This window comes from Enterobacter cancerogenus (genome assembly GCF_019047785.1).
Lineage (GTDB): Bacteria > Pseudomonadota > Gammaproteobacteria > Enterobacterales > Enterobacteriaceae > Enterobacter > Enterobacter cancerogenus.
The window spans coordinates 1,923,616-1,948,977 of record NZ_CP077290.1 but is presented as its reverse complement, the minus strand read 5'-3'; the positions used below and the strand labels follow the sequence as shown (position 1 = coordinate 1,948,977).

Genomic DNA, 25,362 nt, shown 5'->3' with positions numbered 1-25,362 from the left:
CCCTCTTGTTGATGCCAAAATGCATATGTAAGCGCTACCAGTGAGTGAGCATGCCGTTACTTAGCAGCCTGTTAATATTGCGAGTTTATCATACTCTGCCTAAGCGCACTGTCTGCGGTTGCGCTACCCCTCCGTCGTGTTATCATCAGGGCAGACCGGTTACATCCCCCTAACAAGTAAACCTGTCATTTTTCCGTTGCTGGCTCGCTGTCGGTAGCGTGAATTATCCAGGGCACGTTAAAAGAGAAACACTATCATGACGGATAAATTGACCTCCCTTCGTCAGTTCACCACTGTCGTAGCTGACACCGGAGATATCGCGGCAATGAAGCTGTACCAGCCGCAGGATGCCACAACCAACCCTTCTCTGATCCTTAACGCCGCGCAGATCCCTGAGTATCGCAAACTGATTGACGACGCTGTGACCTGGGCGAAAGGCCAGAGCAACGACCGCGCGCAGCAGGTTGTGGATGCAACTGACAAACTGGCAGTGAACATCGGTCTGGAAATTCTGAAACTGGTGCCGGGCCGTATCTCTACCGAAGTGGATGCACGCCTGTCCTACGACACCGACGCGTCCATCGCCAAAGCCAAGCGCCTGATCAAGCTGTACAACGACGCGGGCATCAGCAACGACCGTATCCTGATCAAACTGGCCTCTACCTGGCAGGGCATACGCGCGGCAGAGCAGCTGGAAAAAGAGGGTATCAATTGTAACCTGACCCTGCTGTTCTCCTTCGCGCAGGCGCGTGCATGTGCAGAAGCGGGTGTTTACCTGATTTCTCCGTTCGTTGGCCGTATTCTGGACTGGTACAAAGCTAACACTGACAAAAAAGAGTACGCGGCGTCTGAAGATCCGGGCGTAGTGTCAGTGACGGAAATCTACGAATACTACAAACAGCACGGCTATGAGACCGTTGTGATGGGCGCAAGCTTCCGTAACGTCGGTGAAATCATTGAGCTGGCTGGCTGTGACCGCCTGACTATCGCCCCTGCGCTGCTGAAAGAGCTGGCAGAGAGCGAAGGCGCAATCGAGCGCAAACTGTCTTACACCGGTGAAGTGAAAGCGCGTCCTGAGCGTATCACCGAATCCGAGTTCCTGTGGCAGCACAACCAGGATCCTATGGCGGTAGACAAACTGGCGGACGGTATCCGTAAGTTTGCCATCGACCAGGAAAAACTGGAAAAAATGATCGGCGACCTGCTGTAATCATTTCGCGTGGCCGGGCTCCCGGTCACGCTACTTCTTTCGTACTCTGTCTGAATTTCCCCTCTGCGTGTATCATTCCCCTTAGTCAGTACTTTTTTGAATGGAATGAACATGAATACCTTACGCATCGGCTTAGTGTCGATTTCAGACCGCGCCTCCAGCGGTGTTTATCAGGATAAAGGCATCCCCGCACTTGAAGAGTGGCTGAGCAGCGCCTTGACCACCCCGTTTGAGATCCAGACCCGCCTGATCCCGGACGAGCAGCCGATTATTGAGCAGACGCTGTGTGAGCTGGTGGATGAGATGAGCTGCCACCTTGTTCTGACCACCGGCGGAACCGGGCCGGCGCGTCGCGACGTGACCCCTGATGCCACCCTTGCCGTGGCCGATCGTGAAATGCCGGGCTTTGGCGAGCAGATGCGCCAGATCAGCCTGCACTTTGTCCCGACCGCCATTTTGTCGCGCCAGGTTGGCGTGATCCGCAAACAGGCGTTAATACTTAATCTGCCGGGCCAGCCGAAATCGATTAAAGAGACGCTGGAAGGGCTGAAAGGCGAGGATGGCAAGGTCATTGTCCACGGTATTTTCGCAAGTGTACCGTATTGTATACAGTTGCTGGACGGCCCTTACGTGGAAACGCACGACAATGTCGTAGCAGCATTTCGCCCGAAAAGCGCGCGTCGCGAAACAATCTCCTGAAATTAATCAATATGTGACATTAGCTGAAGTCGCGATAGCGTGGTAACCGTTTTACGGTATAGTCATCTTTTCTTTACGATTACTGTAAAAATTAATCCACATTACACGACGAATGGTTCGCTATGTCACATAACGCCCGATCTCTCAATCGACAGGACTATAAAACGCTGACCCTCGCGGCACTGGGTGGCGCGCTGGAGTTTTACGACTTCATCATTTTTGTCTTCTTCGCCGCCGTGGTGGGAGAACTGTTCTTCCCGGCGGATATCCCGGAATGGCTGCGTCAGGTGCAGACCTTCGGGATTTTCGCCGCGGGCTATCTGGCGCGACCGCTGGGCGGCATTGTGATGGCGCACTTCGGCGATCTGGTCGGGCGTAAAAAGATGTTTACCCTCAGTATCTTGCTGATGGCCGTGCCCACTCTGGCGATCGGCCTTCTGCCTACCTACGCCACGATGGGCATTGTTGCTCCGCTACTGCTGTTGCTGATGCGTATTTTGCAGGGCGCTGCAATCGGTGGCGAGGTGCCTGGTGCCTGGGTGTTTGTCGCCGAGCATGTGCCGGCGCGCCGCATTGGTATCGCCTGCGGCACCTTAACGGCAGGGCTGACGATCGGCATTCTTCTTGGTTCGGTGGTGGCGACCATCGTCAACACCAGCATGACGCAGCAGGCCGTCCATGAGTGGGGATGGCGACTCCCCTTCCTGTTAGGCGGTGCGTTCGGGCTGGTGGCGATGTACCTGCGCCGCTGGCTGCAGGAAACGCCCATTTTCCTCGAGATGCAGCAGCGTAAGGCGCTGGCGCAGGAGCTGCCGGTCAAAGCGGTGGTGGTACGCCATCGCCAGGCCGTGGTGGTGTCGATGCTACTCACCTGGCTGCTGTCGGCGGGCATTGTGGTGGTGATTTTAATGTCGCCGGTCTGGCTGCAAAAGCAGTACGGTTTTGCTCCGGCGGTGACGCTTCAGGCCAACAGTATTGCGACGATTATGCTGTGCTTCGGCTGCCTGGCAGCCGGGCTCGCGGCCGATCGTTTCGGCCCCAGCCTGACCTTTATCGTGGGGAGCCTGCTGCTCGCGGCATCCAGCTGGGCGTTCTACCATCTTGCGGGAAGCCATCCTGAACAACTGTTCCTGCTGTACGGCATTGTGGGGCTGTGCGTGGGCGTCGTGGGGGCCGTGCCTTATGTGATGGTGCGCGCCTTCCCGCCGGAAGTTCGCTTCACCGGCATCTCGTTCTCCTACAACGTTTCGTACGCCATCTTTGGCGGGCTGACGCCGATTGCCGTCACCGTACTGATGGGTGTGTCGCCGATGGCTCCCGCCTGGTATGTACTGGCGCTGTCGCTGATGGGGCTGGTGCTGGGCATCTGGCTGCGTCAGAAACCGGTGAATGCACCAGTTCTGGCCGGATAGCAGGGCAGGCCGGGTGTTGGCGAAGCCGCCACCCGGCTGATGGATTAGTGCGAAGGGGTATAGCTCAGGATAATGTTGTCATCCGGAATGTGGGTGAAGCGGGTGATAATGGCGTGGTAATCCGCCAGCGGGTCGACATCCTTAAATTGCGTTGGATAGAAGATTTTGCTCAGCGCCTCAATGGCGATGATGTTGTACGGGTTGTTGTAGAAGTGGTGATAGAGCGCGCCAGTGTGGCCTTCCGCGACGGCCGGAATGCTCGACACGCCCTGACGCGATAACAGCGCAGTGAACGCCGCGGTCACGTCGCCAGCCGGGACGTTATAGCCGAACGGGATCACCGCCGTGCCTTTACCCGGGCGTTTAGATCCGGTCATCAGGTAGTAATCCGGGTTCATCGAGATAATTTTTTCGACGGAGATATTCCCGGTTGCGCCCGGCAGCAGCTGTGAGCCAATGTTGATCCCGCCCGCTGCCTCGACCAGCCCGCCCCAGCCGTTGCGCGCATGGGTAAAGCAGCAGCCGTTATCCAGGCCACCGACACCGGCAATCGGCTCGATAAACACCAGGGGTTTTTTAGTGATGCCCGCCAGGCGCTGGTGGAGGGTGTCCAGACGCTGTTGATAGAAATCGATGTAGGCCTGCGCGCGCGCCGTCTGGCCCAGGACGTTACCCAGCAGGGCAATGCTCGGCAGGGTGTTTTCAACCGGATGTAGTTCGTAGTCAACGAAAATGACCGGTATATGCAGCGCGTCGAGTTTCTCCAGTACGCCGGTTTGCACCAGCGAAGGTTTGGCGCGAAGCTGGGCGATCATCAGGTCCGGCTGGCGAGAGATCACGGTTTCCAGATCCACGTTCCCCTGGTCGGAAAACTTCATGTCGAGGATCTTCTCTGCTTCCGGCCATTTTCGCTTCAGCACGTTCCAGGTTTCAGTGTCCTGCTTCTTCGGCAGGTTATTCCACGCCACCACGCTGGCAAACGGGTTGTCGCGCTCCAGTAGCGCCAGCGTGAAGATATCGCGCCCGTCCTGCAAAATGATGCGCTGCGGCTTGTGTTCAATCGTGACCGTGCGGTTATCCAGATCTTTTACCGTGACCGGCCAGCTCTGCGCCTGGGCGATGAAAGATGAAAGGAGCAGTGCCAGACCGCCTGCGGCGGCGAGAAGTTTTCTGAGCGTCATGTTTTCCCCGTCTGTTTTAGTAAGGCGTTAACCCGTCAACCACCACGTGCGGCAGCCCGCGCGAACAGTATTCAACCCGACCCTGCACGCCGTAGACCGTTGCCAGATTTGCAGCGTTCACTACCTCTCCCGGCGGCCCGCTGGCAATTAACTCGCCGCCTTTAAGCATCATGGCGTAATCGGCATGGCGCAGCGCAATGTTGATGTCGTGGATCACCACCACGGTGACGATATTGCGTAGCCGCGTTTCGCGCGCCACGATATCCATGACGTGAAACTGGTAGTTCAGATCGAGGGCGCTGAGAGGTTCGTCCAGCAGCAGCAGGTCGGGCTGGCGGATAAGAGACTGCGCCAGGCCAATCAGCTGTTTCTGCCCGCCGGAAAGCTGGTCAAGAAAGCTCATCGCCAGGTGCGCGACGCCGAGCTTATCAAGGATGGCGTAGGCCTCTTGCTCAACGTTTTCACTCTGCTCGCTGCCGCTGGCCCGGCGGGCCACGATGACCGATTCCAGGGCGTGAAGGTGCACTCCCTGCGGCAGGGACTGCGGCAGATAAACCACCTTCTGCGCACGTTGGGCGGAGGGCATCGCCATCAGGTCTTCCCCGTTGAGGTGTAACGCCCCCTGGGCGGGATTGAGGTCAGCGAGGGCGCGCAGCAGGGTCGACTTACCTGAGCCATTGGGGCCGAGCAGAGCGGTAATTTTCCCGCGTGGCAGGCAGGGCGTATTCAGCCCGGTGATAATTTTTTTCTTGCGATAGCCGGTGTGCAGATCGCGAACGAGCAGGCCGCCGGTCATACGTTCCCCCGGTTACGAATAATGATGCTCAGGAAGAAGGGAACGCCAACAAGAGAGGTGACAATGCCGACGGGAATAATGACGCCGGGCACCATGTTCTTCGAGAACACCGAGGCCAGCGACAGTACCAGCGCGCCAATCAGCATACTGCCGGGCAGGTAAAAGCGGTGGTCCTCCCCAAACATCATCCGCGAAATGTGCGGCGCGACCAGGCCGATAAAGCCGACCGGCCCCACAAAGGCGACGGTCAGTGCCGAGATAATGCTGATGCGAAACAGCGTGGTCATGCGCAGTTTCTTCACGTTAATACCGAAGCTCACGGCACGATCTTCCCCCAGGCGCAGCGCCGTGAGTTTCCACGCGTTTTTCAGCGACAGCGGGACGATAATCACCAGCGCGACGGCCAGGATCGCCAGCTTATCCCAGGAGGCTCTCGCCAGGCTGCCCATCGTCCAGAAGACCAGCCCCTGCAGCGTATCTTCGCTGGCAACGAACTGCAGAATGGAGATCAGGGCGTTGAAGGTAAACACCAGCGCGATCCCGAACAGCACCACGCCCGAGGTGGCGACACGGGTCCAGCGGCTGATGCCGTCGAGAATAAAGCAGGCCAGCAGCGCAAAGACAAAGGCGTTGGCGGGAATAAACCATTTGTCGTCGATGCCGGGAATGCCCAGGCCAAGCACAATCGCCAGCGCGGCGCCGAACGAGGCGGCAGACGACACGCCGAGAGTAAAGGGGCTGGCAAGCGGATTGTTCAGGATGGTCTGCATCTCCGCGCCGGCAAGCCCCAGCGCCATCCCCACGGCCACAGCCATCAGCGCGAACGGCAGACGAATATCCCAGACAATGACGCGCGTACCTGCGTCGGCGGCGGAGGCGTTGACGAGGGTGTGCCAGAGGGTCGAAACCGACATGCCGGACGGCCCGAGCGTAAAGTCGAGAAGCAGGGAGCAGACAATTAAAAGCAGAAGCGCGCCCGCAAGGGCGTATCGGCGCAGCACAACCCGGCGATAGTGAGAGGCAATGGTCGATTCGTCAGGCTTTACGCTGGCGGCAAGGCTGGAGTTCATTGGATAACCTTATGCAACACAACAACATCGTGATGCCTCCCACCGTTCCTGTGGAGAGCGCTGCATGATATCCAATATCCGGGAGGCTCCGGCGACGATATTTAAAGTGATAATGCTTATCAATTCAATATTGAAATAACGGGTGTTTCATTGACGAACTGTTGGAGTTTTGGCGCAAAATTAAGCGAAGCGGGCGGGGGAGTCGTGCCTGCAGGGCAGGCACGACGGAAGAGCTATCAGTGTTTTTTACCAATCGGCAGCACGGTGCGGCCAAACTGCTCGTTCAGCACTTCGCCCATTGCCAGGTAGATAGCGCTTGCGCCACACACCAGGCCAACCCAGCCCGCGATGTGAACGATGCCTTCGTTATCCGCCAGGTGGCCAATCGCCAGCAGGGCGAACAGCACGGTCAGGCTCAGGAAGACGAACTGCAGCGCGCGGTTAGCCTTCAGCGTACCGAAGAACATGAACAGCGTGAAGACGCCCCACAGGCCCAGGTAAACGCCCAGGAAGTGCGCGTTTGCCGCGTCTGTCAGACCCATTTTAGGCATCAGCAGAATGGCGACCAGCGTCAGCCAGAAGGAGCCGTAAGAGGTAAAGGCCGTTAGACCAAAGGTGTTGCCTTTTTTGTATTCCAGCAGGCCCGCGAAGATTTGTGCGATACCGCCGTAAAAGATGCCCATCGCCAGGATAATTCCGTCCATCGGGAACATCCCGATATTGTGCAGGTTCAGCAGGATGGTGGTCATGCCAAAACCCATCAGGCCCAGCGGAGCCGGATTAGCCAACTTAGTGTTGCCCATAAGTCCTCAAAAAAAATCATCATTAATATGGTGAAATGGTGAATCCCGCGTCAATTCTCCCTGACGGGGCGCGGCATCATAATGGGGACGCACCATGCCGTCTATGATCTGATCAGGGTGAATTTAAAATATTTTTTATCCTTCCCCCTTGATGGATGCCGTTGCGACCCCATCTTGTAAGCAACCGCAGTGTGTGGACCTGAAAAAATCAAATCTGGGCAGTTGAAAAAGCACGTTCTGCCCTTATTACAGGTACACAACCACATGTTGACTGAATTTTTAGTGGAGACGTTTAGATGGGTAAAATTATTGGTATCGACCTGGGTACTACCAACTCTTGTGTAGCGATTATGGACGGCACTACCGCACGTGTGCTGGAGAATGCCGAGGGCGATCGCACCACGCCTTCTATCATTGCCTATACCCAGGATGGTGAAACTCTGGTTGGTCAGCCGGCTAAACGTCAGGCAGTGACAAACCCGCAAAACACCCTGTTTGCGATTAAACGCCTGATCGGTCGCCGCTTCCAGGACGAAGAAGTTCAGCGTGACGTTGCTATCATGCCGTACAAAATCATCGCGGCGGATAACGGCGATGCATGGCTTGATGTGAAAGGCACCAAAACGGCACCACCGCAGATCTCTGCTGAAGTGCTGAAAAAAATGAAGAAAACGGCGGAAGATTACCTGGGCGAACCGGTAACTGAAGCGGTTATCACCGTACCTGCATACTTCAACGATGCTCAGCGTCAGGCAACAAAAGATGCTGGCCGTATCGCAGGTCTGGAAGTAAAACGTATCATCAACGAACCAACCGCAGCTGCCCTGGCTTACGGTCTGGATAAAGAAGTGGGCAACCGTACTATCGCGGTTTACGACCTCGGTGGTGGTACCTTCGATATCTCTATTATCGAAATCGACGACGTTGACGGCGAAAAAACCTTCGAAGTTCTGGCAACCAACGGTGATACCCACCTGGGTGGTGAAGACTTCGACAGCCGTATGATCAACTACCTCGTTGACGAGTTTAAGAAAGATCAGGGCATTGACCTGCGTAACGACCCGCTGGCTATGCAGCGCCTGAAAGAAGCCGCTGAGAAAGCGAAGATCGAGCTGTCTTCCGCTCAGCAGACCGACGTGAACCTGCCGTACATCACCGCAGACGCGACCGGTCCAAAACACATGAACATCAAAGTGACCCGTGCGAAACTGGAAAGCCTGGTTGAAGACCTGGTGAACCGTTCTATCGAGCCGCTGAAAGTTGCGCTGCAGGACGCGGGTCTGTCCGTCTCTGACATCCAGGACGTTATCCTGGTCGGTGGTCAGACGCGTATGCCAATGGTTCAGAAGAAAGTGGCAGAGTTCTTTGGTAAAGAGCCACGTAAAGACGTTAACCCGGACGAAGCTGTTGCTATCGGTGCAGCGGTTCAGGGTGGCGTACTGACCGGTGAAGTGAAAGACGTACTGCTGCTGGACGTTACCCCGCTGTCTCTGGGTATCGAAACCATGGGCGGTGTGATGACGGCGCTCATCAACAAAAACACCACCATCCCAACGAAACACAGCCAGGTGTTCTCTACCGCTGAAGACAACCAGTCTGCGGTAACCATCCATGTGATTCAGGGTGAGCGTAAGCGTGCGGCGGATAACAAATCTCTGGGTCAGTTCAACCTGGACGGTATCAACCCGGCACCACGCGGCATGCCACAGATCGAAGTTACCTTCGACATCGATGCTGACGGTATCCTGCACGTGTCTGCGAAAGACAAAAACAGCGGTAAAGAGCAGAAGATCACCATCAAGGCATCTTCTGGCCTGAACGAAGCGGAAATCGAAAAAATGGTTCGTGATGCAGAAGCTAACGCTGAATCCGACCGTAAGTTCGAAGAACTGGTTCAGACCCGTAACCAGGGTGACCATCTGCTGCACAGCACCCGTAAGCAGGTTGAAGAAGCAGGCGATAAACTGCCAGCAGAAGACAAAACGGCTATCGAGGCTGCACTGAGCGCGCTGGAAACCTCGCTGAAAGGCGAAGACAAAGCGGACATCGAAGCGAAGATGCAGGAGCTGGCACAGGCTTCTCAGAAGCTGATGGAAATCGCACAGCAGCAGCACGCACAGCAGCAGGCTGGCGCTGATGCCTCTGCGAACAACGCGAAAGACGACGACGTGGTCGACGCTGAGTTCGAAGAAGTAAAAGACAAAAAATAATCGCCCTTTGAACGGGTAATTACTGGCACGGGCGAAGAGGTTTCCTCTCCGCCCGTGCACGCATGTTAGGGGCAGATAAAACAAGATGGCGAAGCTTGATTATTACGAGATTTTAGGCGTTCCCAAAACAGCGGAAGAGCGTGAAATCAAAAAGGCGTATAAGCGCCTGGCCATGAAATATCACCCGGACCGTAATCAGGGTGATAAAGAGGCTGAATCCAAATTTAAAGAGATCAAAGAAGCCTACGAAGTTCTGACCGATGCGCAAAAACGTGCAGCCTACGATCAGTACGGTCACGCGGCCTTTGAACAGGGCGGCATGGGCGGCGGCGGATTCGGCGGCGCGGGCGGCTTTGGCGGCGGTGCTGATTTCAGCGATATCTTTGGCGATGTCTTCGGCGACATCTTCGGCGGTGGTCGTGGTCGCCAGCGCGCGGCGCGCGGTGCAGATCTGCGTTACAACATGGATCTGACGCTGGAAGAAGCCGTTCGTGGTGTCACCAAAGAGATCCGTATCCCGACGCTGGAAGAGTGTGACGTTTGCCACGGCAGCGGCGCGAAGGCGGGCACCCAGCCACAGACCTGTCCAACCTGTCATGGTTCCGGTCAGGTGCAGATGCGCCAGGGCTTCTTCGCGGTACAGCAGGCGTGTCCTCACTGTCACGGTCGCGGTACGCTGATTAAAGATCCGTGCAACAAATGCCACGGTCATGGTCGCGTTGAGAAAACCAAAACCCTGTCCGTTAAAATTCCGGCTGGCGTCGATACGGGCGACCGCATCCGTCTGTCGGGCGAAGGTGAAGCAGGCGAGCACGGCGCGCCGGCAGGCGATCTGTACGTTCAGGTTCAGGTGAAACAGCACGCAATCTTTGAGCGTGAAGGTAACAACCTGTACTGCGAAGTGCCGATCAACTTCGCGATGGCCGCGCTTGGTGGCGAGATTGAAGTGCCAACGCTTGATGGTCGCGTAAACCTGAAAGTGCCAGGCGAAACCCAGACCGGCAAGCTGTTCCGCATGCGCGGTAAAGGCGTGAAGTCCGTTCGCGGTGGTGCGCAGGGCGACCTGCTGTGCCGTGTGGTGGTCGAAACGCCGGTGGGCCTCAACGATAAGCAGAAACAGCTGCTGAAAGAGTTGCAGGAAAGCTTTGGTGGGCCGACGGGTGAAAACAATAGCCCACGCTCTAAAAGCTTCTTCGATGGCGTCAAAAAATTCTTCGATGACCTGACCCGCTAATTCTCTGCTGATCACTATCCTTTAAAAAGCCCGGAAGCGATTCCGGGCTTTTTCTATTTGTGGGTATAGCTCGGTAAAACTGAGTGTAGAGCCAACATTAATCTGATTTTCCCGATCTATATGGCTTGGTATTATGGTTTTAACGACGTATTCTGGGTAAAGAGAGAATTTAAGTGAAATTATTACAGCGTTTCTTTAGCAACGAAGCCTCCGGCGGCGTGATCCTGATCATCGCCGCTGCGGCCGCGATGGCCCTGGCTAACATGGGTATTACGCGCGATCTCTACCATGCATTTCTGGAAACCCCCGTCGAGCTGAAGGTCGGGCCGCTGGAAATTAACAAGAACATGCTGCTGTGGATCAACGACGCGCTGATGGCGGTGTTCTTCCTGCTGGTAGGGCTGGAGGTGAAGCGTGAGCTGGTGCTGGGTTCGCTTGCCAGCCGACAGCGTGCGGCGTTCCCGGTGATTGCCGCCCTCGGCGGTATGGTCGTACCGGCGTTGCTCTTCCTGGCATTTACCTGGCAGGATCCGGTTGCTCGCCACGGCTGGGCCATTCCGGCCGCCACGGATATCGCCTTTGCGCTCGGGGTACTGGCCCTGCTGGGCAGCCGCGTGCCGATGGCGTTAAAAATCTTCCTGATGGCGCTGGCCATCATTGACGATCTGGGCGCAATCATCATTATTGCGCTGTTCTATACCAGCGACTTGTCGGTGCTGTCGCTGAGCGTGGCGGCTGGGGCGATTGCGGTGCTGGCGTTGCTGAATATCTTCAACGTCCGCCGCATCGGCATCTATATGCTGGTGGGCGTCGTGCTGTGGACCGCCGTGCTGAAATCGGGCGTCCATGCCACGCTGGCGGGGGTGATCGTGGGCTTCTTTGTGCCGCTTAAGCCGCAGGAGGGCAAGTCTCCTGCACAACAGTTAGAGCATGTGCTTCAGCCTTGGGTCGCCTTCATGATCCTGCCGCTGTTTGCCTTTGCCAACGCGGGCGTTTCGCTGGCTGGCGTCACCCTTGATGGCCTGACGTCGGTTCTGCCGCTGGGCATTATTGCCGGGCTGTTTATCGGTAAGCCGCTGGGAATTAGCCTGTTCTGCTGGTTGGCGCTGAAACTCAAGCTGGCATCGCTGCCGAATGGCGTGACCTTCAGGCAAATTATGGCGGTTGGCGTGTTGTGCGGTATCGGGTTTACGATGTCGATTTTCATCTCGACGCTGGCGTTTGGCGCACATGCGCCTGAGCTGATTGTCTGGGCGAAGCTAGGCATTCTTATTGGGTCATTACTGGCCGCAGTAACAGGATATACATTGTTGAAAGTGAAATTGTCAGGGCAGGTCGCCCGGGCATAACGGAAGACCGGGAGAAGGGGACCTTCTCCCGGTAAACGATCAGGGAGCGAAGACGCGATGTCTCATTTGAATTACAACCATCTTTACTACTTCTGGCACGTCTACAAACAAGGATCGGTGGTGGGGGCCGCAGAGGCGCTCTATCTGACGCCGCAGACCATTACCGGGCAAATTAAAGCCCTGGAAGAGCGTCTGCAGGGCAAACTCTTTAAGCGTAAAGGCCGCGGGATAGAACCAACGGAGCTGGGCGAGCTGGTATTTCGCTATGCGGACAAGATGTTCACCCTCAGCCAGGAGATGCTGGATATCGTCAACTACCGCAAGGAGTCGAACCTGCTCTTTGACGTAGGCGTGGCGGACGCGCTGTCGAAACGGCTGGTGAGCGGCGTGCTGGATGCCGCCGTGGTGGAAGATGAGCAAATTCATCTGCGTTGCTTCGAGTCCACCCATGAGATGCTGCTTGAGCAGCTGAGCCAGCACAAGCTGGATATGATTATTTCGGACTGCCCGATTGACTCCACGCAGCAGGAGGGGCTGTTCTCGGTGAAGATTGGCGAATGCGGTGTCAGCTTCTGGTGCATCAATCCGCCGCCGGAAACACCGTTCCCGGCGTGCCTGGAGGAGCGTCGCCTGCTGGTGCCAGGCAGACGTTCAATGCTGGGACGTAAACTGCAAAACTGGTTTAACTCCCAGGGGCTGAAGGTGGAGATCCTCGGAGAGTTCGACGACGCGGCGCTGATGAAGGCTTTTGGCGAAGCGCATAACGCTATCTTTGTCGCACCGACGCTGTACGCGCACGATCTCTATTCGGCGAAGGGCATTACGGAGATTGGCAGGGTCGATAACGTGATGGAGGAGTATCACGCCATATTCGCCGAAAGAATGATTCAGCATCCGGCGGTGCAGCGCATCTGCAACCGGGACTACGCGGCGTTGTTTACGCCACCGGCACTCTGAAGGCATAAAAAAACCCGCGTTAAGCGGGTTCTTTAAACAAGCAACAACAAGTAGCGATTAAGCCAGTTTGTTGATCTGCGCGGTCAGGTTTGCTTTATGACGCGCTGCTTTGTTTTTGTGGATCAGACCTTTAGCAGCCTGACGATCCACGATTGGTTGCATTTCGTTAAATGCGTTCTGCGCTGCAGCTTTGTCGCCAGCTTCGATTGCTGCGTATACTTTCTTGATGAAAGTACGCATCATAGAGCGACGGCTTGCGTTGTGCTTACGAGCCTTTTCAGACTGAACGGCACGTTTCTTAGCTGATTTGATATTAGCCAAGTCCAACTCCCAAATATGATCTATGTGGACAATTCAAAGGCCGAGGAATATGCCCTCTTTGCCTTCTTTTGTCAATGGATTTGTGCAAATAAGCGCCGTTAATGAGCGACGCTATGTTACGTAGTGATGGCACAGGATTCTACCAGCTTGTCTCGTGCGAATACAGCTTTTCGGCAGAAAAAAAAGCACCTCTAAGGCAGATTTTTTTGCTGTGAAAGGTCAGCATGATGAAATCATTACGGCTTTCTGTTTTGCGTGAACAATCGCCGGTTAACCTTAATCGCTGTACAAGGTATACTTTGGCGATTTTCACTGTTTTGAGCCAGACATGAAGCTGATACGCGGCATACATAATCTCAGCAAAGCCCCGCACGGGTGCGTGCTGACCATTGGTAATTTCGACGGCGTGCATCGTGGTCATCAGGCGCTGTTGCAGGGATTGCGTAAAGAAGGGGAGGCGCGTGGCCTGCCCGTTGTAGTGATGATTTTCGAGCCACAGCCGCTGGAGCTGTTTGCAGGTGAAAAATCTCCTGCCCGCCTGACTCGCCTTCGCGAGAAGCTGCGCTATCTGGCCGAGTCTGGCGTGGACTACGTACTGTGCGTACGTTTCGACCGTCGCTTTGCCGCGCTGACAGCACAAAACTTCGTCAGCGACCTGTTGGTCAAGCAGCTTGGCGTGCAGTTTCTCGCCGTGGGCGATGATTTCCGCTTTGGCGCTGGTCGTCAGGGTGATTTCTTGCTATTACAGAAGGCTGGCCTGGAGTACGGGTTTGACGTCACCAGCGCCATGACGTTCTGCGAAGGCGGCGTTCGCGTCAGCAGCACGGCGGTTCGCCAGGCGCTGGCTAATGACGAACTGGAGACAGCAGCAAACCTGCTGGGGCATCCGTTCACCATTTCAGGCCGTGTGGTGCATGGCGATGCGCTTGGGCGTACCATCGGCTTCCCGACGGCGAATATCCCGCTGCGCCGCCAGGTCTCCCCGGTAAAAGGGGTTTACGCGGTGGAAGTGACTGGCCTTGGCGATAAGCCCTTTTACGGCGTCGCTAACATTGGCACGCGTCCTACTGTCGCCGGTGTGCGTCAACAGTTAGAAGTACACCTCCTGGACGTTGTAATGGACCTCTACGGTCGCCATATAGATGTGATACTGCGTAAAAAGATACGCAACGAACAGCGATTTGCCTCGCTGGATGAACTAAAAGCGCAAATTGCGCGAGATGAATTGACGGCCCGTGAGTTTTTTGGGCTATAAAACCGGCTTTAATGCCTACGTGATAAATACGGAACCGAGAATCTGATGAGTGACTTTAAATCAACCCTGAATTTGCCGGAAACAGGGTTCCCGATGCGCGGCGATCTCGCTAAGCGCGAACCGGGAATGCTGGCGCGTTGGACCGATGATGACCTGTACGGCATCATTCGTGCAGCCAAAAAAGGCAAAAAAACCTTCATTCTGCATGATGGCCCTCCCTATGCGAATGGCAGCATTCATATTGGTCACTCGGTTAACAAGATTCTGAAAGACATTATCGTGAAGTCTAAAGGCCTCACGGGGTTCGACTCGCCGTACGTTCCGGGCTGGGACTGCCACGGCCTGCCGATCGAACTGAAAGTTGAGCAAGAGTTCGGTAAACCAGGCGAGAAATTCACCGCCGCTGAATTCCGCGCGAAATGCCGCGAATACGCCGCCACTCAGGTTGACGGTCAGCGTGCTGACTTTATCCGTCTGGGCGTACTGGGCGACTGGTCGCACCCGTACCTGACCATGGATTTCAAAACCGAAGCCAACATCATCCGTGCGCTGGGTAAAATCATCGGTAACGGCCACCTGCATAAAGGCGCGAAGCCAGTGCACTGGTGCGTGGACTGCCGTTCTGCGCTGGCTGAAGCGGAAGTTGAGTATTACGACAAAACCTCGCCATCTATCGACGTCGCTTTCGAAGCGGTCGATCAGGATGCCATCAAAGGTAAATTCGGTCTGCCTGGCGTAAACGGCCCGATCTCGCTGGTGATCTGGACCACCACCCCGTGGACCCTGCCAGCCAACCGTGCGATCTCCCTCTCCAGCGAGTTCGACTACGCGCTGGTGCAGATTGATGGCCGCGCGGTAATCCTGGCGAAAGATCTGGTGGAGAGCGTGCTGAAGCGTGCGAACATCACCGAGTACACCGTGCTGGGCACTGTGAAAGGGGATGCGCTGGAACTGATGCGCTTCAAACACCCGTTCCTCGATTTCGATGTGCCTGCAATCCTGGGCGATCACGTGACGCTGGACGCCGGTACCGGTGCGGTGCATACCGCCGGTGGCCACGGTCCTGACGACTACAACATCAGCCTGAAATACGGTCTGGAAATCGCTAACCCGGTGGGTCCGGACGGCTCGTACCTGCCTGGCACCTACCCGGCGCTGGACGGTATCAACGTCTTTAAAGCCAACGACATCATCGTTGACATCCTGCGCACCAGCGGCGCGCTGCTGCACGTTGAGAAAATGCAGCACAGCTATCCGTGCTGCTGGCGCCACAAGACGCCTATCATCTTCCGTGCGACCCCGCAGTGGTTCATCAGCATGGATCAGAAAGGCCTGCGCGCGCAGTCGCTGAAAGAGATCAAAGGCGTGCAGTGGATCCCGGACTGGGGCCAGGCGCGTATCGAATCCATGGTGGCTAACCGTCCTGACTGGTGTATCTCCCGTCAGCGTACCTGGGGCGTGCCAATGTCTCTGTTCGTGCATAAAGAGACGCAGGAGCTGCACCCGAATACGCTGGAGCTGATGGAAGAAGTGGCGAAGCGCGTCGAAGTTGACGGTATTCAGGCGTGGTGGGATCTCGACGCCCGCGACATCCTGGGCGCGGACGCAGACAACTACGAAAAAGTGCCTGATACCCTGGACGTGTGGTTCGACTCCGGGTCAACCCACTCTTCCGTTGTGGACGTGCGTCCTGAGTTTGCCGGTCACGCCGCCGATATGTATCTGGAAGGGTCTGACCAGCACCGCGGCTGGTTCATGTCATCGCTGATGATCTCCACCGCGATGAAAGGTAAAGCGCCATACCGCCAGGTACTGACTCACGGTTTCACCGTCGATGGCCAGGGCCGTAAGATGTCCAAATCTATCGGCAACACCGTTTCTCCGCAGGACGTGATGAACAAACTGGGCGCGGACATTCTGCGTCTGTGGGTGGCATCAACCGACTACACCGGTGAAATGGCCGTTTCTGATGAAATCCTGAAACGTGCCGCCGACAGCTATCGTCGTATCCGTAATACCGCGCGCTTCCTGCTGGCGAACCTTAACGGTTTCGATCCGGCGAAAGACATGGTGAAACCGGAAGAGATGGTGGTTCTCGACCGCTGGGCGGTTGGCTGTGCGAAAGCCGCGCAGGAAGATATCCTGAAAGCCTACGAGTCTTACGACTTCCACGAAGTGGTGCAGCGCCTGATGCGCTTCTGCTCCATCGAGATGGGCTCGTTCTACCTCGACATCATCAAAGACCGCCAGTACACCGCGAAAGCGGACAGCGTGGCGCGTCGCAGCTGCCAGACTGCGCTGTTCCACATCGCAGAAGCGCTGGTGCGCTGGATGGCACCAATCATGTCCTTCACCGCAGACGAGATCTGGGGCTACCTGCCGGGCGACCGCGAGAAGTATGTCTTCACCGGCGAGTGGTACGAAGGTCTGTTCGATCTCTCCAGCACCGAAGCGATGAACGATGCCTTCTGGGACGAACTGCTGAAAGTGCGTGGCGAAGTGAACAAGGTTATCGAGCAGGCGCGTGCTGATAAGAAAGTCGGTGGCTCTCTGGAAGCGACAGTGACCCTGTACGCAGAACCTGAGCTGGCGGCCAAGCTGACGGCGCTGGGCGATGAATTACGATTTGTCCTGTTGACCTCCGGTGCGAAAGTTGCGGATTATGCCGGGGCGCCTGCTGATGCACAGCAGAGTGAACTGCTCAAAGGGCTGAAAGTCGCGCTGAGCAAAGCCGACGGTGAGAAGTGCCCGCGTTGCTGGCATTACACCACCGATATCGGCCAGGTGGCGGAACACGCAGAAATCTGCGGACGCTGTGTCAGCAACGTCGCCGGTGATGGCGAAAAACGTAAGTTTGCCTGATGAGTAAACCATTAAGTTCAACAGGACTGCGCTGGCTGTGGCTGGTTGTGGTGGTGCTGATTATCGATCTGGGCAGCAAATTCCTGATCCTCCAGAACTTCGCTCTGGGGGAGACGGTTTCCCTGTTCCCGTCCCTTAATCTGCATTACGCGCGCAACTACGGCGCGGCGTTCAGTTTTCTTGCTGACAGCGGTGGCTGGCAGCGCTGGTTCTTCGCGGGTATCGCAATGGGTATCTGCGTGGTGCTGGCGGTGATGATGTACCGTTCAAAGGCCACGCAGAAGCTGAATAACATCGCCTACGCGCTGATCATTGGCGGTGCGTTAGGCAACCTGTTTGACCGCCTGTGGCACGGCTTCGTGGTCGATATGATCGACTTCTACGTCGGCGACTGGCACTTCGCCACCTTTAACCTGGCCGATAGCGCAATTTGTGTCGGTGCGGCGTTAATCGTGCTGGAAGGCTTCTTGCCGAAACCGGCCGCGAAAGAGCAGGTGTAAGCATTAATGCCGGGTCGCGTGCAGCGATTCCGGCCTATAAAATTTGTGGCCTCCTGTTTGCCGGGTAAACGAAGCGCCACCCGGCAAACAGGCACCCCAAAACAAGCGAGCAATGTGCATGTCTAAATCCGTACAGAGCAACAGCGCAGTCCTCGTTCACTTCACGCTGAAGCTGGACGATGGCTCAACGGCCGAGTCTACCCGTAACAACGGCAAACCTGCCCTGTTCCGTCTTGGCGATACCTCACTGTCTGAAGGTCTTGAGCAACAGCTGCTGGGCCTGAAAGAGGGCGAGAAGAAGGTCTTTTCGCTGGAGCCGGATGCGGCGTTTGGCGTGCCAAGCCCGGACCTGATCCAGTATTTCTCGCGCCGTGAGTTTATGGACGCGGGCGAGCCGGAAATCGGGGCTATCATGCTCTTTACCGCTATGGACGGCAGCGAAATGCCTGGCGTGATCCGTGAAATCAACGGCGATTCTATCACCGTCGACTTCAACCATCCGCTTGCCGGGCGTACCGTTCATTTTGATGTAGAAGTGCTGGAGATCGATCCGGCACTGGAGGCCTGAAATGCAGATCCTGTTGGCTAACCCGCGCGGTTTCTGCGCCGGTGTAGACCGCGCTATCAGCATTGTTGAAAACGCGCTGGAAATTTACGGCGCGCCAATTTACGTGCGTCATGAAGTGGTGCATAACCGCTACGTGGTCGACAGCCTGCGCGAGCGCGGTGCCATCTTTATCGAGCAGATCAGCGAAGTGCCGGACGGCGCGATCCTGATCTTCTCCGCCCACGGCGTGTCCCAGGCGGTGCGTAACGAAGCGAAAAGCCGTGAACTGACCGTTTTCGATGCAACCTGTCCGCTGGTGACCAAGGTGCATATGGAAGTGGCGCGCGCCAGCCGTCGCGGTGAAGAGTCGATTCTGATTGGTCACGCGGGCCACCCGGAAGTCGAGGGCACCATGGGCCAGTACAGTAACCCGGAAGGGGGCATGTATCTGGTCGAGTCGCCGGACGATGTGCTGACGCTTAACGTCAAAAACGAAGCCCGGCTGTCGTTTATGACCCAGACGACGCTCTCCGTGGACGACACCTCAGACGTGATTGACGCGCTGCGTCAGCGCTTCCCGAAGATCGTCGGGCCGCGTAAAGATGATATCTGCTACGCCACCACCAACCGTCAGGAAGCGGTGCGCGCGCTGGCTGAACAGGCGGATGTGGTGCTGGTGGTCGGTTCGAAAAACTCCTCTAACTCTAACCGTCTGGCCGAGCTGGCCCAGCGTATGGGGAAAGCGGCGTTTCTGATCGACGACGCGACGGATATCCAGGAAGCGTGGGTGAAAAATGCAGCCTGTGTTGGCGTCACGGCCGGGGCTTCCGCGCCGGATATCCTGGTGCAGAATGTCATTACCCGACTGCAGGAACTCGGCGGCGGCGAAGCGGTTCCGCTGGAAGGACGCGAAGAGAACATTGTCTTCGAAGTGCCGAAAGAGTTGCGTATCGATGCGCGCGAAGTCGAGTAACTGAGTTTTAATGAATGCAAAGCCAGGCCCGGTGCCTGGCTTTTTTGATCCACGGCGCAATTCCGGCACGGCATCACAAGGTTAATCGATTAATCTGCTATGCTTTTCAGGCTTTTCTCCTCGGGCCGGAGACACATATGAAACCTGACATTATCCAGCCACCGCAGGTGGACTGGCAGACCGGCGCGTTCGCGCAGGGTCATATCCTGCGTAAAACGACGCGCATTGCCGATCTGGCTGGCGTGTTTGCCTGCACTGACGCCTGGCAGAACGGCGACCCGCAACGGCCCGTTTACGACGTTGAAATCCTCGACGGTAAGACGGTCGAAGGCAGCCTGTTCACTGGCGTAACCCATCTTCAGCCCGGAAAAGTCGGCAATGAATTCTTTATGACCCGCGGCCACTTCCACGCGCGCCGGGAGCAGGGGGAAGTCTATCTCGGGCTGCGCGGGACGGGATTGCTGCTGCTGCAATCAGAGAGCGGCAAGGCGTGGCTGGAACCCGTGAACGCCGGTTCGGTACACGTCATTCCCGGCTTTACCGCACATCGTCTGATTAACACCGGCACGGAGGTACTCTCCGCGCTGGCGGTCTGGCCGACAGTCGCCGGGCATGATTATGCGGCTCTTCAGCAGGGTTTTGCGCTGAGGGTGACGGAGGTGGACGGCGACATCCTGGTGCGTGAGGTGCAGCATGGCTAATTACGGGCTGGATATGCAGATACATCATCGGCCGCTCGGCTTTTCATACGGAGAAGAGGTCACAGGCCCGATGCCGGAGATCCGCCGTCTGGATCAGATCCGCTCGTCGCTGCGCGATCCGGACTGTCAGGGGCCGGAAGAGGTGTACGCTATTGCGATGGACGTGGCGCGAATGCAGGACAGGGATGAGCTGAGCAAACGGATGCTGCTGTTTGGCGTGGTGACCTATGCCGCCGGACAGCTTGGCGACGAGCCCGTGCGCAGCCAGGGGCATGTTCATCGCATCAGCCAGCACAGCGGCTGGTCGCCGCCAGAGCTGTATGAGATCTGGCAGGGGACCGCCATTATTTATATGCAGGAGCGGGTTGAAAACGATCCGGGCCGCTGCTTTGCCGTGATCGCTCACGAAGGCGAGAAGGTGCTGGTTCCACCGGGCTGGGGCCATGCCACACTCTCCGCCGATCCGGATGTTCCGCTGACGTTTGGCGCCTGGTGCGACCGGGAATATGGTTTTGAGTACGAGGCCGTGCGGGCCCATAAAGGGCTGGCCTGGTATCCGCTGATGCAGGACCGGCAGGTCGTCTGGCAGCATAACCCACGCTATGCGCCGGGACGGTTACAGGTCATCACGCCGCGTCGGTATGATGAGTTTGGTATTACTGCGGAGCCCATTTACCAGCAGTTTATTGCCGATCCGGCGCGCTTTCAGTTTATCTCCCGGCCCGATAAAGTCGCCGCGCTGTGGCAGAATTTTCACCCATAAAAAAACCGGGGCCAGTTGGCCCCGGTTATCGCAAGCATTATCCGGCAAAAAGCCCCGACGCCACGCCAGCGGCAGCCAGGACCAGCAGGAGCAGCATCGCCTTAACCGGTGACACACCGCGTTTCGCCATCAGGTACCAGGTGCTCAGTACCACCACCAGCGGCAGCAGCTGCGGGAAAATCCCGTCGAGCATCTGCTGAACATGGATATTAACCCCATCTTTGGTGATGAACTCCAGCCCGGTGCCCAGCTTCACATAGCTTGCCGCGACGCCACCCATCACAAAAACACCCAGCAGGGACAGCGCTTCGCGCAGGCGGGTCGATTTGCTGCTCACCAGCATTTCAACAGAACCGGATCCCATCTGGTAACCCTTCAGGAACAAGAACCAGGAGCCAGGTATGATAATGGCAAGCCAGGCCACTATGTAGAACAACGGTCCCAGGGCGTTACCGCCTGCCGCCAGCGCCATACCGATGCTGAGCAGAATAGGGATCAACATGCCGGGGATCATCGAATCGCCGATCCCGGCGATCGGCCCCATCAGGCCAACCTTGAGGGTATTGATCGTCTCACCATCGATAGGCTCACCGTTGGCCTTTTTCTCTTCAAGGCCCAGCGCCATCCCGTTAACAATGGCACCAATCTGCGGCTCGGTATTGTAGAAAGAGGCGTGGCGACGCAGCATTTCCCGCCGCTGGTCGGCGTCCGGGTAGAGTTTTTTGGCGACCGGCAGCATGCTCAGGCAGAATCCGAATGACTCAAGGCGCTCAAAGCTCATCGACGACAGGTTGTGCATCATCCATGCTCGCCAGCAGCGGCGCAGATCCTTACGGGTCAGTTTACGTTCTTCCATCAGAATTCGTCCTCGTCATCGACGACCGGCGCAGAGGCGACGGCCTTTGCGGATTCCGGTTTGTAGTTATAGTGGATCAGCGCCAGCAGCGCGCCAACGATGACCAGCGCAACCATGTTGAGCTTCAGGAAAACGATGCAGACGAAGCCCACCAGAAAGTAGATCAGCATGCTGTAGTCTTTGATGATCTGCTTGAGCAGGATAGCGATACCGACGGCGGGCAAGATCCCACCTAAAACGTTCATGGTAGACAGCACCACGGCTGGCAGGCTGTCCATGATGCCGCTGATATACTGCGCGCCGAAGTAGACGGCAATGAACGTCGGAACAAAACGCAGAATAAAGTTGGTCGCCTGGGGCCAGATGGCGCTGTTCAGATAGATCCCCCGCTCGTCGCCGCGCTCAAGGGCGTTATCCGCGCGATGGTTCCAGAAGGAGTTCAGCACCATCATCATATTAAACAGAATGGTCCCGGCAATGCCGATCGTAGCCGCCAGCGCCACCGCCACTTCCGGGCCTTTACCCGACAGAATACCCAGCGCAATGGCCGGGTAGGCGACAAAGTTCAGGTCGGCGGGCATCGACCCGCCCGGCGTCACCATGGCGATATAGACTGCCTGCACCGCCACGCCAATCATGATCCCGGTCTTAATATCGCCAAGGATAATGCCCACCAGCATGCCTGACACCAGCGGGCGGGTGATCAAATACCAGCCGCCGGTTAGGCCCAGCAGCCAGGGACTGCTCAGCGCGCCCAGATAACAGAGCACGCCAATTAATGCCGCTTCGATAATCATCATTCGCTCCTTATTTCAGCTTTTGCCGGGCATCCTGCCAGCTGTAGCTGCTGGCATCCGGTACCAGCCGAAATTCAATGAGATGCCCCTGAGCGTTAAGCCAGTCAAACGCCGCGATCTCCTCTGCGTTGACCGACTGGTTCGGGCCAATAGTGGTGGTCTCCGCGCGGGCGCTCATCGGGCCAACGTTGATTTTGCCGTTACTGTTTTTCAGGCTGATACCGGCCTGTTCAATGCGCTGCAGGGTGAGGGGCGATTTGCCAATAACGAAATAGCGCTTGTCGCTGGCGATGACCTTCGGCAATTTTTCAATCGCCGTTGCGGTATCAAAAAGCCAGACTTTGGTGTCGGAGACGGCACCTTTCATGACGGAAGAGAGAAGGGGATCGGCCGCCACGGCGTCGTCAATGGCCACGATACCGTCGCAGGGCAGCTCTTTGGCCCAGCGTGTGATGAGCTGCCCGTGGATCACGCGGTCATCGATGCGTACAAAAGAAATGCTCATAGTGGAGTCCTCAAAAGTCGTCGGATTGCACGGCAGAAGCGGGAGCAGCTACCACCAGCGTGGGTTGGGTGAGCGCCAGCAGCAGGCTGGCCGCGGCGTCCACGTCGGCAAGCGCGTGGATCTCATCGGTTTGCAGCAGCATCGGCAGATTTACCCCGCCCAGCACCGCCACCGGCGGCGTGGTGTCTGGCGAAAAGGCGGCGCTGCTGGCGACGTTCCACGGCGTGCCGCTTTGCATATCGCACAGCACCAGTACACCCTCTGCGTGTTGTGAGGCCTGAGCCAGCACGCGGGCAAAGTTCTGCTTAAAGCCTTCAATTCCCGCCTCACCGGTGAGCGTAACGGCATAGCAGTAGGGCAGATCGCCGTAAACCATGCGGGCGCTGTCGAGCATCGCGTTTGCCATCGGCCCGTGAGAGGCCACAATGATGTTAATCATGCTTACCCCCTGACCCAGGCTTTAACGGTGGCGAGCTGCTGGCCTGAGCCTTTGCCCCACGGTGTGATTCGGTATTCCCCTACGGCGGCAGGAATGATAAACGTCTCTGCGTAATGCACGACGAAAGGTTCAAACGCGCCGCTCGGGCTGTCGACGCGCGCTTCGTCGCCCTCAACCAGATTAAGCACGTTGACGCCGCCTTCAGTGTGGTGAACGACCGGGCCGCTAAACCAGTGGCGGCGTGTTTCGATAAATTCACGTTCGTGCAGTCCGGTTCGTTCTTCACGCCAGCCTTCACCCTCCGCCACCGGTTCAATCCGGTTGACCAGGTGGTCATTTACCCATTGGGTATCGCGCTGCCAGTCGATAACCTGCTCGCCGTGATCGAGGTGAACCGGGCGCGGTAAGCCATCAAGACCCAGGCGGCCCCAGTCCCAGAGCTTAAAGGTGAAAATGTACGGGGTGGCGCTGATCTCAAGCACCATGGTGCCGGCACCTGAACAATGTACGGTTCCGGCCGGGATGAGAAAGTGATCGTGTTTTTTGGCGGGGATTTGATTCACAAAGCGTGCATCGTCGAACGGCTTTTCGCCCCGCGCGGCCTGGCGCAGATCGTCCATCATCGCTTCAGGCCGGGTGCCTGTTTGGGTGCCGAGATAGACCACGGCCCCCGGCTCGGCGTCGAGAATGTAGTAGCTCTCATCCTGGGTGTAATGCATGCCAAACTGCTGCTGAATGTACTCCGTCAGCGGATGCACCTGAAAACTCAGATTCTGCCCCCCGACGGTATCAAGAAAATCAAAGCGGATGGGGAACTCGGCCCCGAAGCGGGCGTGAACCTTTTCGCCCAGCAGCGCGCGCGGTTGCAACAGAACGACATCAATGGAGGGGATCTCGATCCGAACGTCGCCAAACCGCATCAGCAGGCTGTTTTCCTCGGGCACGCAGTCAAAACACCATGCGTAGTTAGGCTTCGCTGGATCGAGATCGAATCGTTGTTTCATCCACTGGCCGCCCCAGACGCCGGGATCAAAGAAGGGGACAACGCGGAACGGCTGCTGTGTGGTCTGCTTAAGCCCCGCGCGAAGTGCCTCGCCGCTGACCATGGCCGGTGCGTCGGCCTGGGTGGTATCAAGCAGGAAATCACAGCGCTTGAGCAGCGGCGTTTTGTGTCGGTCAAAGACGCGCCACTCAACGAAAAAGGCGCGTTTATACCGGCGCAGCATATCTTCAGTGAGGTTTTCAATACCCCAGTTACCCAGCTCGCCTGCGCGCATGCGCTGCTGAATTTCCCAGCGCGGCATATCGGCGTACACCAGCACATCGCCCGGATGGACCAGAGCGGCACCGGAGCCATACACAATCACCAGTCCCGCCGCCTCGGCCACCTGCTTTTGCAGGGCCGTTAATGCTTCGGCATCAAAAAACTCGGCGAGCTGGTGGCAGGAGAGCACGCCAAACACGCGGTCATCCGTCAGGTTGCGGGCCAGCATCTCGCTAAGCGTGTGCTCGTCGCGGCGGGCCGTTTCGACGTTTATCCGCACTGCGTTGCCGAACCGGGCAAGCACATTACGCTCCAGCTCCTCCAGACGGACGCCAGGATAGCAATCGATAACCAGCACGGTTTTCCGGGACGTCAGGACCCTGGTGTTAAGCGCCGTAATAATGTCGTTCCACCCACGCCATGCGTGAGCGTCAAAGCCCCGAACAGAGACTTCAGGATGTTTGTTATAAGGGGGATAAGTCATCGTTTCACTCCGTTGTCGTTGAAACAAGATTAATCGATTAACCTTACGATGGAAGAGTGGTTAACGCGATTAACCTGGCAAAATGGCGAGGAAAGGCGGTTTTAAGGCGGGGAGTGTGAACCGCTTCACAGGGAATTAGACAAAAAACAGGTTATTCGATTAATCTGTGAAGAA

24 protein-coding genes and 1 pseudogene are annotated in these 25,362 nt (G+C 56.9%); 15 read left to right on the top strand and 10 right to left on the bottom strand.

Annotated features, from left to right (window positions below):
- The first annotated feature begins 256 nt into the window (after positions 1-256).
- The 3 genes from tal to I6L58_RS09100 all read left to right on the top strand — a co-directional run bounded on the left by tal (position 257) and on the right by I6L58_RS09100 (position 3,321).
- Positions 257-1,210 carry a transaldolase gene (gene tal, locus I6L58_RS09110; RefSeq protein ID WP_006173984.1) on the top strand — a complete coding sequence of 318 codons (954 nt, stop codon included), beginning with the start codon at positions 257-259 and terminating at the stop codon, positions 1,208-1,210.
- Positions 1,211-1,321: 111 nt separating this feature from the next.
- The gene (mog, locus tag I6L58_RS09105; protein ID WP_088208834.1) at positions 1,322-1,909 is read left to right on the top strand and encodes a molybdopterin adenylyltransferase; all 588 of its coding nucleotides are present in this window, start codon (positions 1,322-1,324) and stop codon (positions 1,907-1,909) included.
- A gap of 122 nt (positions 1,910-2,031) precedes the next feature.
- On the top strand, positions 2,032-3,321 hold the full coding sequence (locus tag I6L58_RS09100) for an MFS transporter (RefSeq protein WP_088208835.1): 1,290 nt from the start codon (positions 2,032-2,034) through the stop codon (positions 3,319-3,321).
- Positions 3,322-3,365: 44 nt separating this feature from the next.
- Here the strand turns inward: I6L58_RS09100 and I6L58_RS09095 are convergent, their stop codons facing one another.
- From I6L58_RS09095 to satP, 4 genes are all read right to left on the bottom strand, one after another.
- Positions 3,366-4,502 carry an ABC transporter substrate-binding protein gene (locus tag I6L58_RS09095; RefSeq protein ID WP_088208836.1) on the bottom strand — a complete coding sequence of 379 codons (1,137 nt, stop codon included), beginning with the start codon at positions 4,500-4,502 and terminating at the stop codon, positions 3,366-3,368.
- Positions 4,503-4,518: 16 nt separating this feature from the next.
- A complete protein-coding gene (locus tag I6L58_RS09090; RefSeq protein ID WP_088208837.1) occupies positions 4,519-5,298 on the bottom strand; it encodes an ABC transporter ATP-binding protein in 780 nt (259 codons plus the stop codon).
- Positions 5,295-6,368 carry a FecCD family ABC transporter permease gene (locus I6L58_RS09085; RefSeq protein WP_006173977.1) on the bottom strand — a complete coding sequence of 358 codons (1,074 nt, stop codon included), beginning with the start codon at positions 6,366-6,368 and terminating at the stop codon, positions 5,295-5,297. Before I6L58_RS09085 ends, I6L58_RS09090 begins: the two co-directional genes overlap by 4 nt.
- Positions 6,369-6,604: 236 nt before the next feature.
- The gene (satP, locus tag I6L58_RS09080; protein WP_088208838.1) at positions 6,605-7,171 is read right to left on the bottom strand and encodes an acetate uptake transporter; all 567 of its coding nucleotides are present in this window, start codon (positions 7,169-7,171) and stop codon (positions 6,605-6,607) included.
- 296 nt (positions 7,172-7,467) lie between these two features.
- On the opposite strand from satP, the gene dnaK reads away from it, so the two are divergent.
- The 4 genes from dnaK (at position 7,468) to nhaR (ending at position 12,921) form a co-directional block, all read left to right on the top strand.
- Positions 7,468-9,381 carry a molecular chaperone DnaK gene (dnaK, locus tag I6L58_RS09075; RefSeq protein ID WP_058609649.1) on the top strand — a complete coding sequence of 638 codons (1,914 nt, stop codon included), beginning with the start codon at positions 7,468-7,470 and terminating at the stop codon, positions 9,379-9,381.
- A gap of 85 nt (positions 9,382-9,466) precedes the next feature.
- Entirely contained in the window at positions 9,467-10,615 is a 1,149-nt protein-coding gene (dnaJ, locus tag I6L58_RS09070; RefSeq protein WP_006173972.1) for a molecular chaperone DnaJ, read from the top strand.
- 173 nt (positions 10,616-10,788) lie between these two features.
- Entirely contained in the window at positions 10,789-11,964 is a 1,176-nt protein-coding gene (gene nhaA / locus I6L58_RS09065; RefSeq protein ID WP_088208839.1) for a Na+/H+ antiporter NhaA, read from the top strand.
- A 57-nt stretch (positions 11,965-12,021) separates the two neighbouring features.
- Positions 12,022-12,921, top strand: coding sequence for a transcriptional activator NhaR (nhaR, locus tag I6L58_RS09060; RefSeq protein WP_006173964.1), 900 nt, complete (start codon positions 12,022-12,024; stop codon positions 12,919-12,921).
- A gap of 57 nt (positions 12,922-12,978) precedes the next feature.
- On the opposite strand, the gene rpsT is transcribed toward nhaR, so the two are convergent.
- Positions 12,979-13,242, bottom strand: a complete 264-nt coding sequence (gene rpsT, locus I6L58_RS09055; RefSeq protein WP_003856458.1) for a 30S ribosomal protein S20 — start codon at positions 13,240-13,242, stop codon at positions 12,979-12,981.
- Positions 13,243-13,343: 101 nt separating this feature from the next.
- On the opposite strand from rpsT, the pseudogene I6L58_RS23020 reads away from it, so the two are divergent.
- From I6L58_RS23020 to I6L58_RS09020, 8 genes and pseudogenes are all read left to right on the top strand, one after another.
- Positions 13,344-13,563: pseudogene (locus I6L58_RS23020) on the top strand (DUF2575 domain-containing protein).
- Between the two features lie 7 nt (positions 13,564-13,570).
- A complete protein-coding gene (ribF, locus tag I6L58_RS09050; RefSeq protein ID WP_088208840.1) occupies positions 13,571-14,497 on the top strand; it encodes a bifunctional riboflavin kinase/FAD synthetase in 927 nt (308 codons plus the stop codon).
- Between the two features lie 45 nt (positions 14,498-14,542).
- On the top strand, positions 14,543-17,359 hold the full coding sequence (gene ileS, locus I6L58_RS09045) for an isoleucine--tRNA ligase (protein WP_058609652.1): 2,817 nt from the start codon (positions 14,543-14,545) through the stop codon (positions 17,357-17,359).
- The gene (gene lspA / locus I6L58_RS09040; protein ID WP_006173956.1) at positions 17,359-17,859 is read left to right on the top strand and encodes a signal peptidase II; all 501 of its coding nucleotides are present in this window, start codon (positions 17,359-17,361) and stop codon (positions 17,857-17,859) included. The genes ileS and lspA overlap by 1 nt, the downstream gene beginning before the upstream one ends.
- 118 nt (positions 17,860-17,977) lie before the next feature.
- Positions 17,978-18,427: an FKBP-type peptidyl-prolyl cis-trans isomerase gene (gene fkpB / locus I6L58_RS09035; RefSeq protein WP_006173955.1), complete on the top strand. Its 450-nt coding sequence runs from the start codon at positions 17,978-17,980 to the stop codon at positions 18,425-18,427.
- A gap of 1 nt (position 18,428) precedes the next feature.
- Entirely contained in the window at positions 18,429-19,379 is a 951-nt protein-coding gene (ispH, locus tag I6L58_RS09030) for a 4-hydroxy-3-methylbut-2-enyl diphosphate reductase (RefSeq protein WP_006173954.1), read from the top strand.
- A gap of 137 nt (positions 19,380-19,516) precedes the next feature.
- The gene (locus tag I6L58_RS09025; protein WP_088208841.1) at positions 19,517-20,080 is read left to right on the top strand and encodes a glucose-6-phosphate isomerase family protein; all 564 of its coding nucleotides are present in this window, start codon (positions 19,517-19,519) and stop codon (positions 20,078-20,080) included.
- Positions 20,073-20,843: a glucose-6-phosphate isomerase family protein gene (locus I6L58_RS09020; RefSeq protein ID WP_006173947.1), complete on the top strand. Its 771-nt coding sequence runs from the start codon at positions 20,073-20,075 to the stop codon at positions 20,841-20,843. The genes I6L58_RS09025 and I6L58_RS09020 overlap by 8 nt, the downstream gene beginning before the upstream one ends.
- Before the next feature lie 37 nt (positions 20,844-20,880).
- Here I6L58_RS09020 and I6L58_RS09015 read toward each other — a convergent pair whose 3' ends face one another.
- The 5 genes from I6L58_RS09015 to I6L58_RS08995 are packed head-to-tail and all read right to left on the bottom strand — an operon-like array spanning position 20,881 to position 25,188.
- Complete coding sequence (locus I6L58_RS09015) at positions 20,881-21,699, bottom strand: PTS system mannose/fructose/sorbose family transporter subunit IID (RefSeq protein WP_006173945.1); 819 nt, start codon at positions 21,697-21,699, stop codon at positions 20,881-20,883.
- Positions 21,699-22,496, bottom strand: a complete 798-nt coding sequence (locus I6L58_RS09010; RefSeq protein ID WP_088208842.1) for a PTS mannose/fructose/sorbose/N-acetylgalactosamine transporter subunit IIC — start codon at positions 22,494-22,496, stop codon at positions 21,699-21,701. The genes I6L58_RS09015 and I6L58_RS09010 overlap by 1 nt, the downstream gene beginning before the upstream one ends.
- A gap of 10 nt (positions 22,497-22,506) precedes the next feature.
- A complete protein-coding gene (locus I6L58_RS09005) occupies positions 22,507-23,001 on the bottom strand; it encodes a PTS system mannose/fructose/N-acetylgalactosamine-transporter subunit IIB (protein WP_006173940.1) in 495 nt (164 codons plus the stop codon).
- Positions 23,002-23,011: 10 nt separating this feature from the next.
- Entirely contained in the window at positions 23,012-23,440 is a 429-nt protein-coding gene (locus tag I6L58_RS09000; RefSeq protein ID WP_088208843.1) for a PTS sugar transporter subunit IIA, read from the bottom strand.
- A 2-nt stretch (positions 23,441-23,442) separates the two neighbouring features.
- Positions 23,443-25,188, bottom strand: coding sequence for a class I mannose-6-phosphate isomerase (locus tag I6L58_RS08995; RefSeq protein WP_088208844.1), 1,746 nt, complete (start codon positions 25,186-25,188; stop codon positions 23,443-23,445).
- Positions 25,189-25,362: the final 174 nt, after the last annotated feature.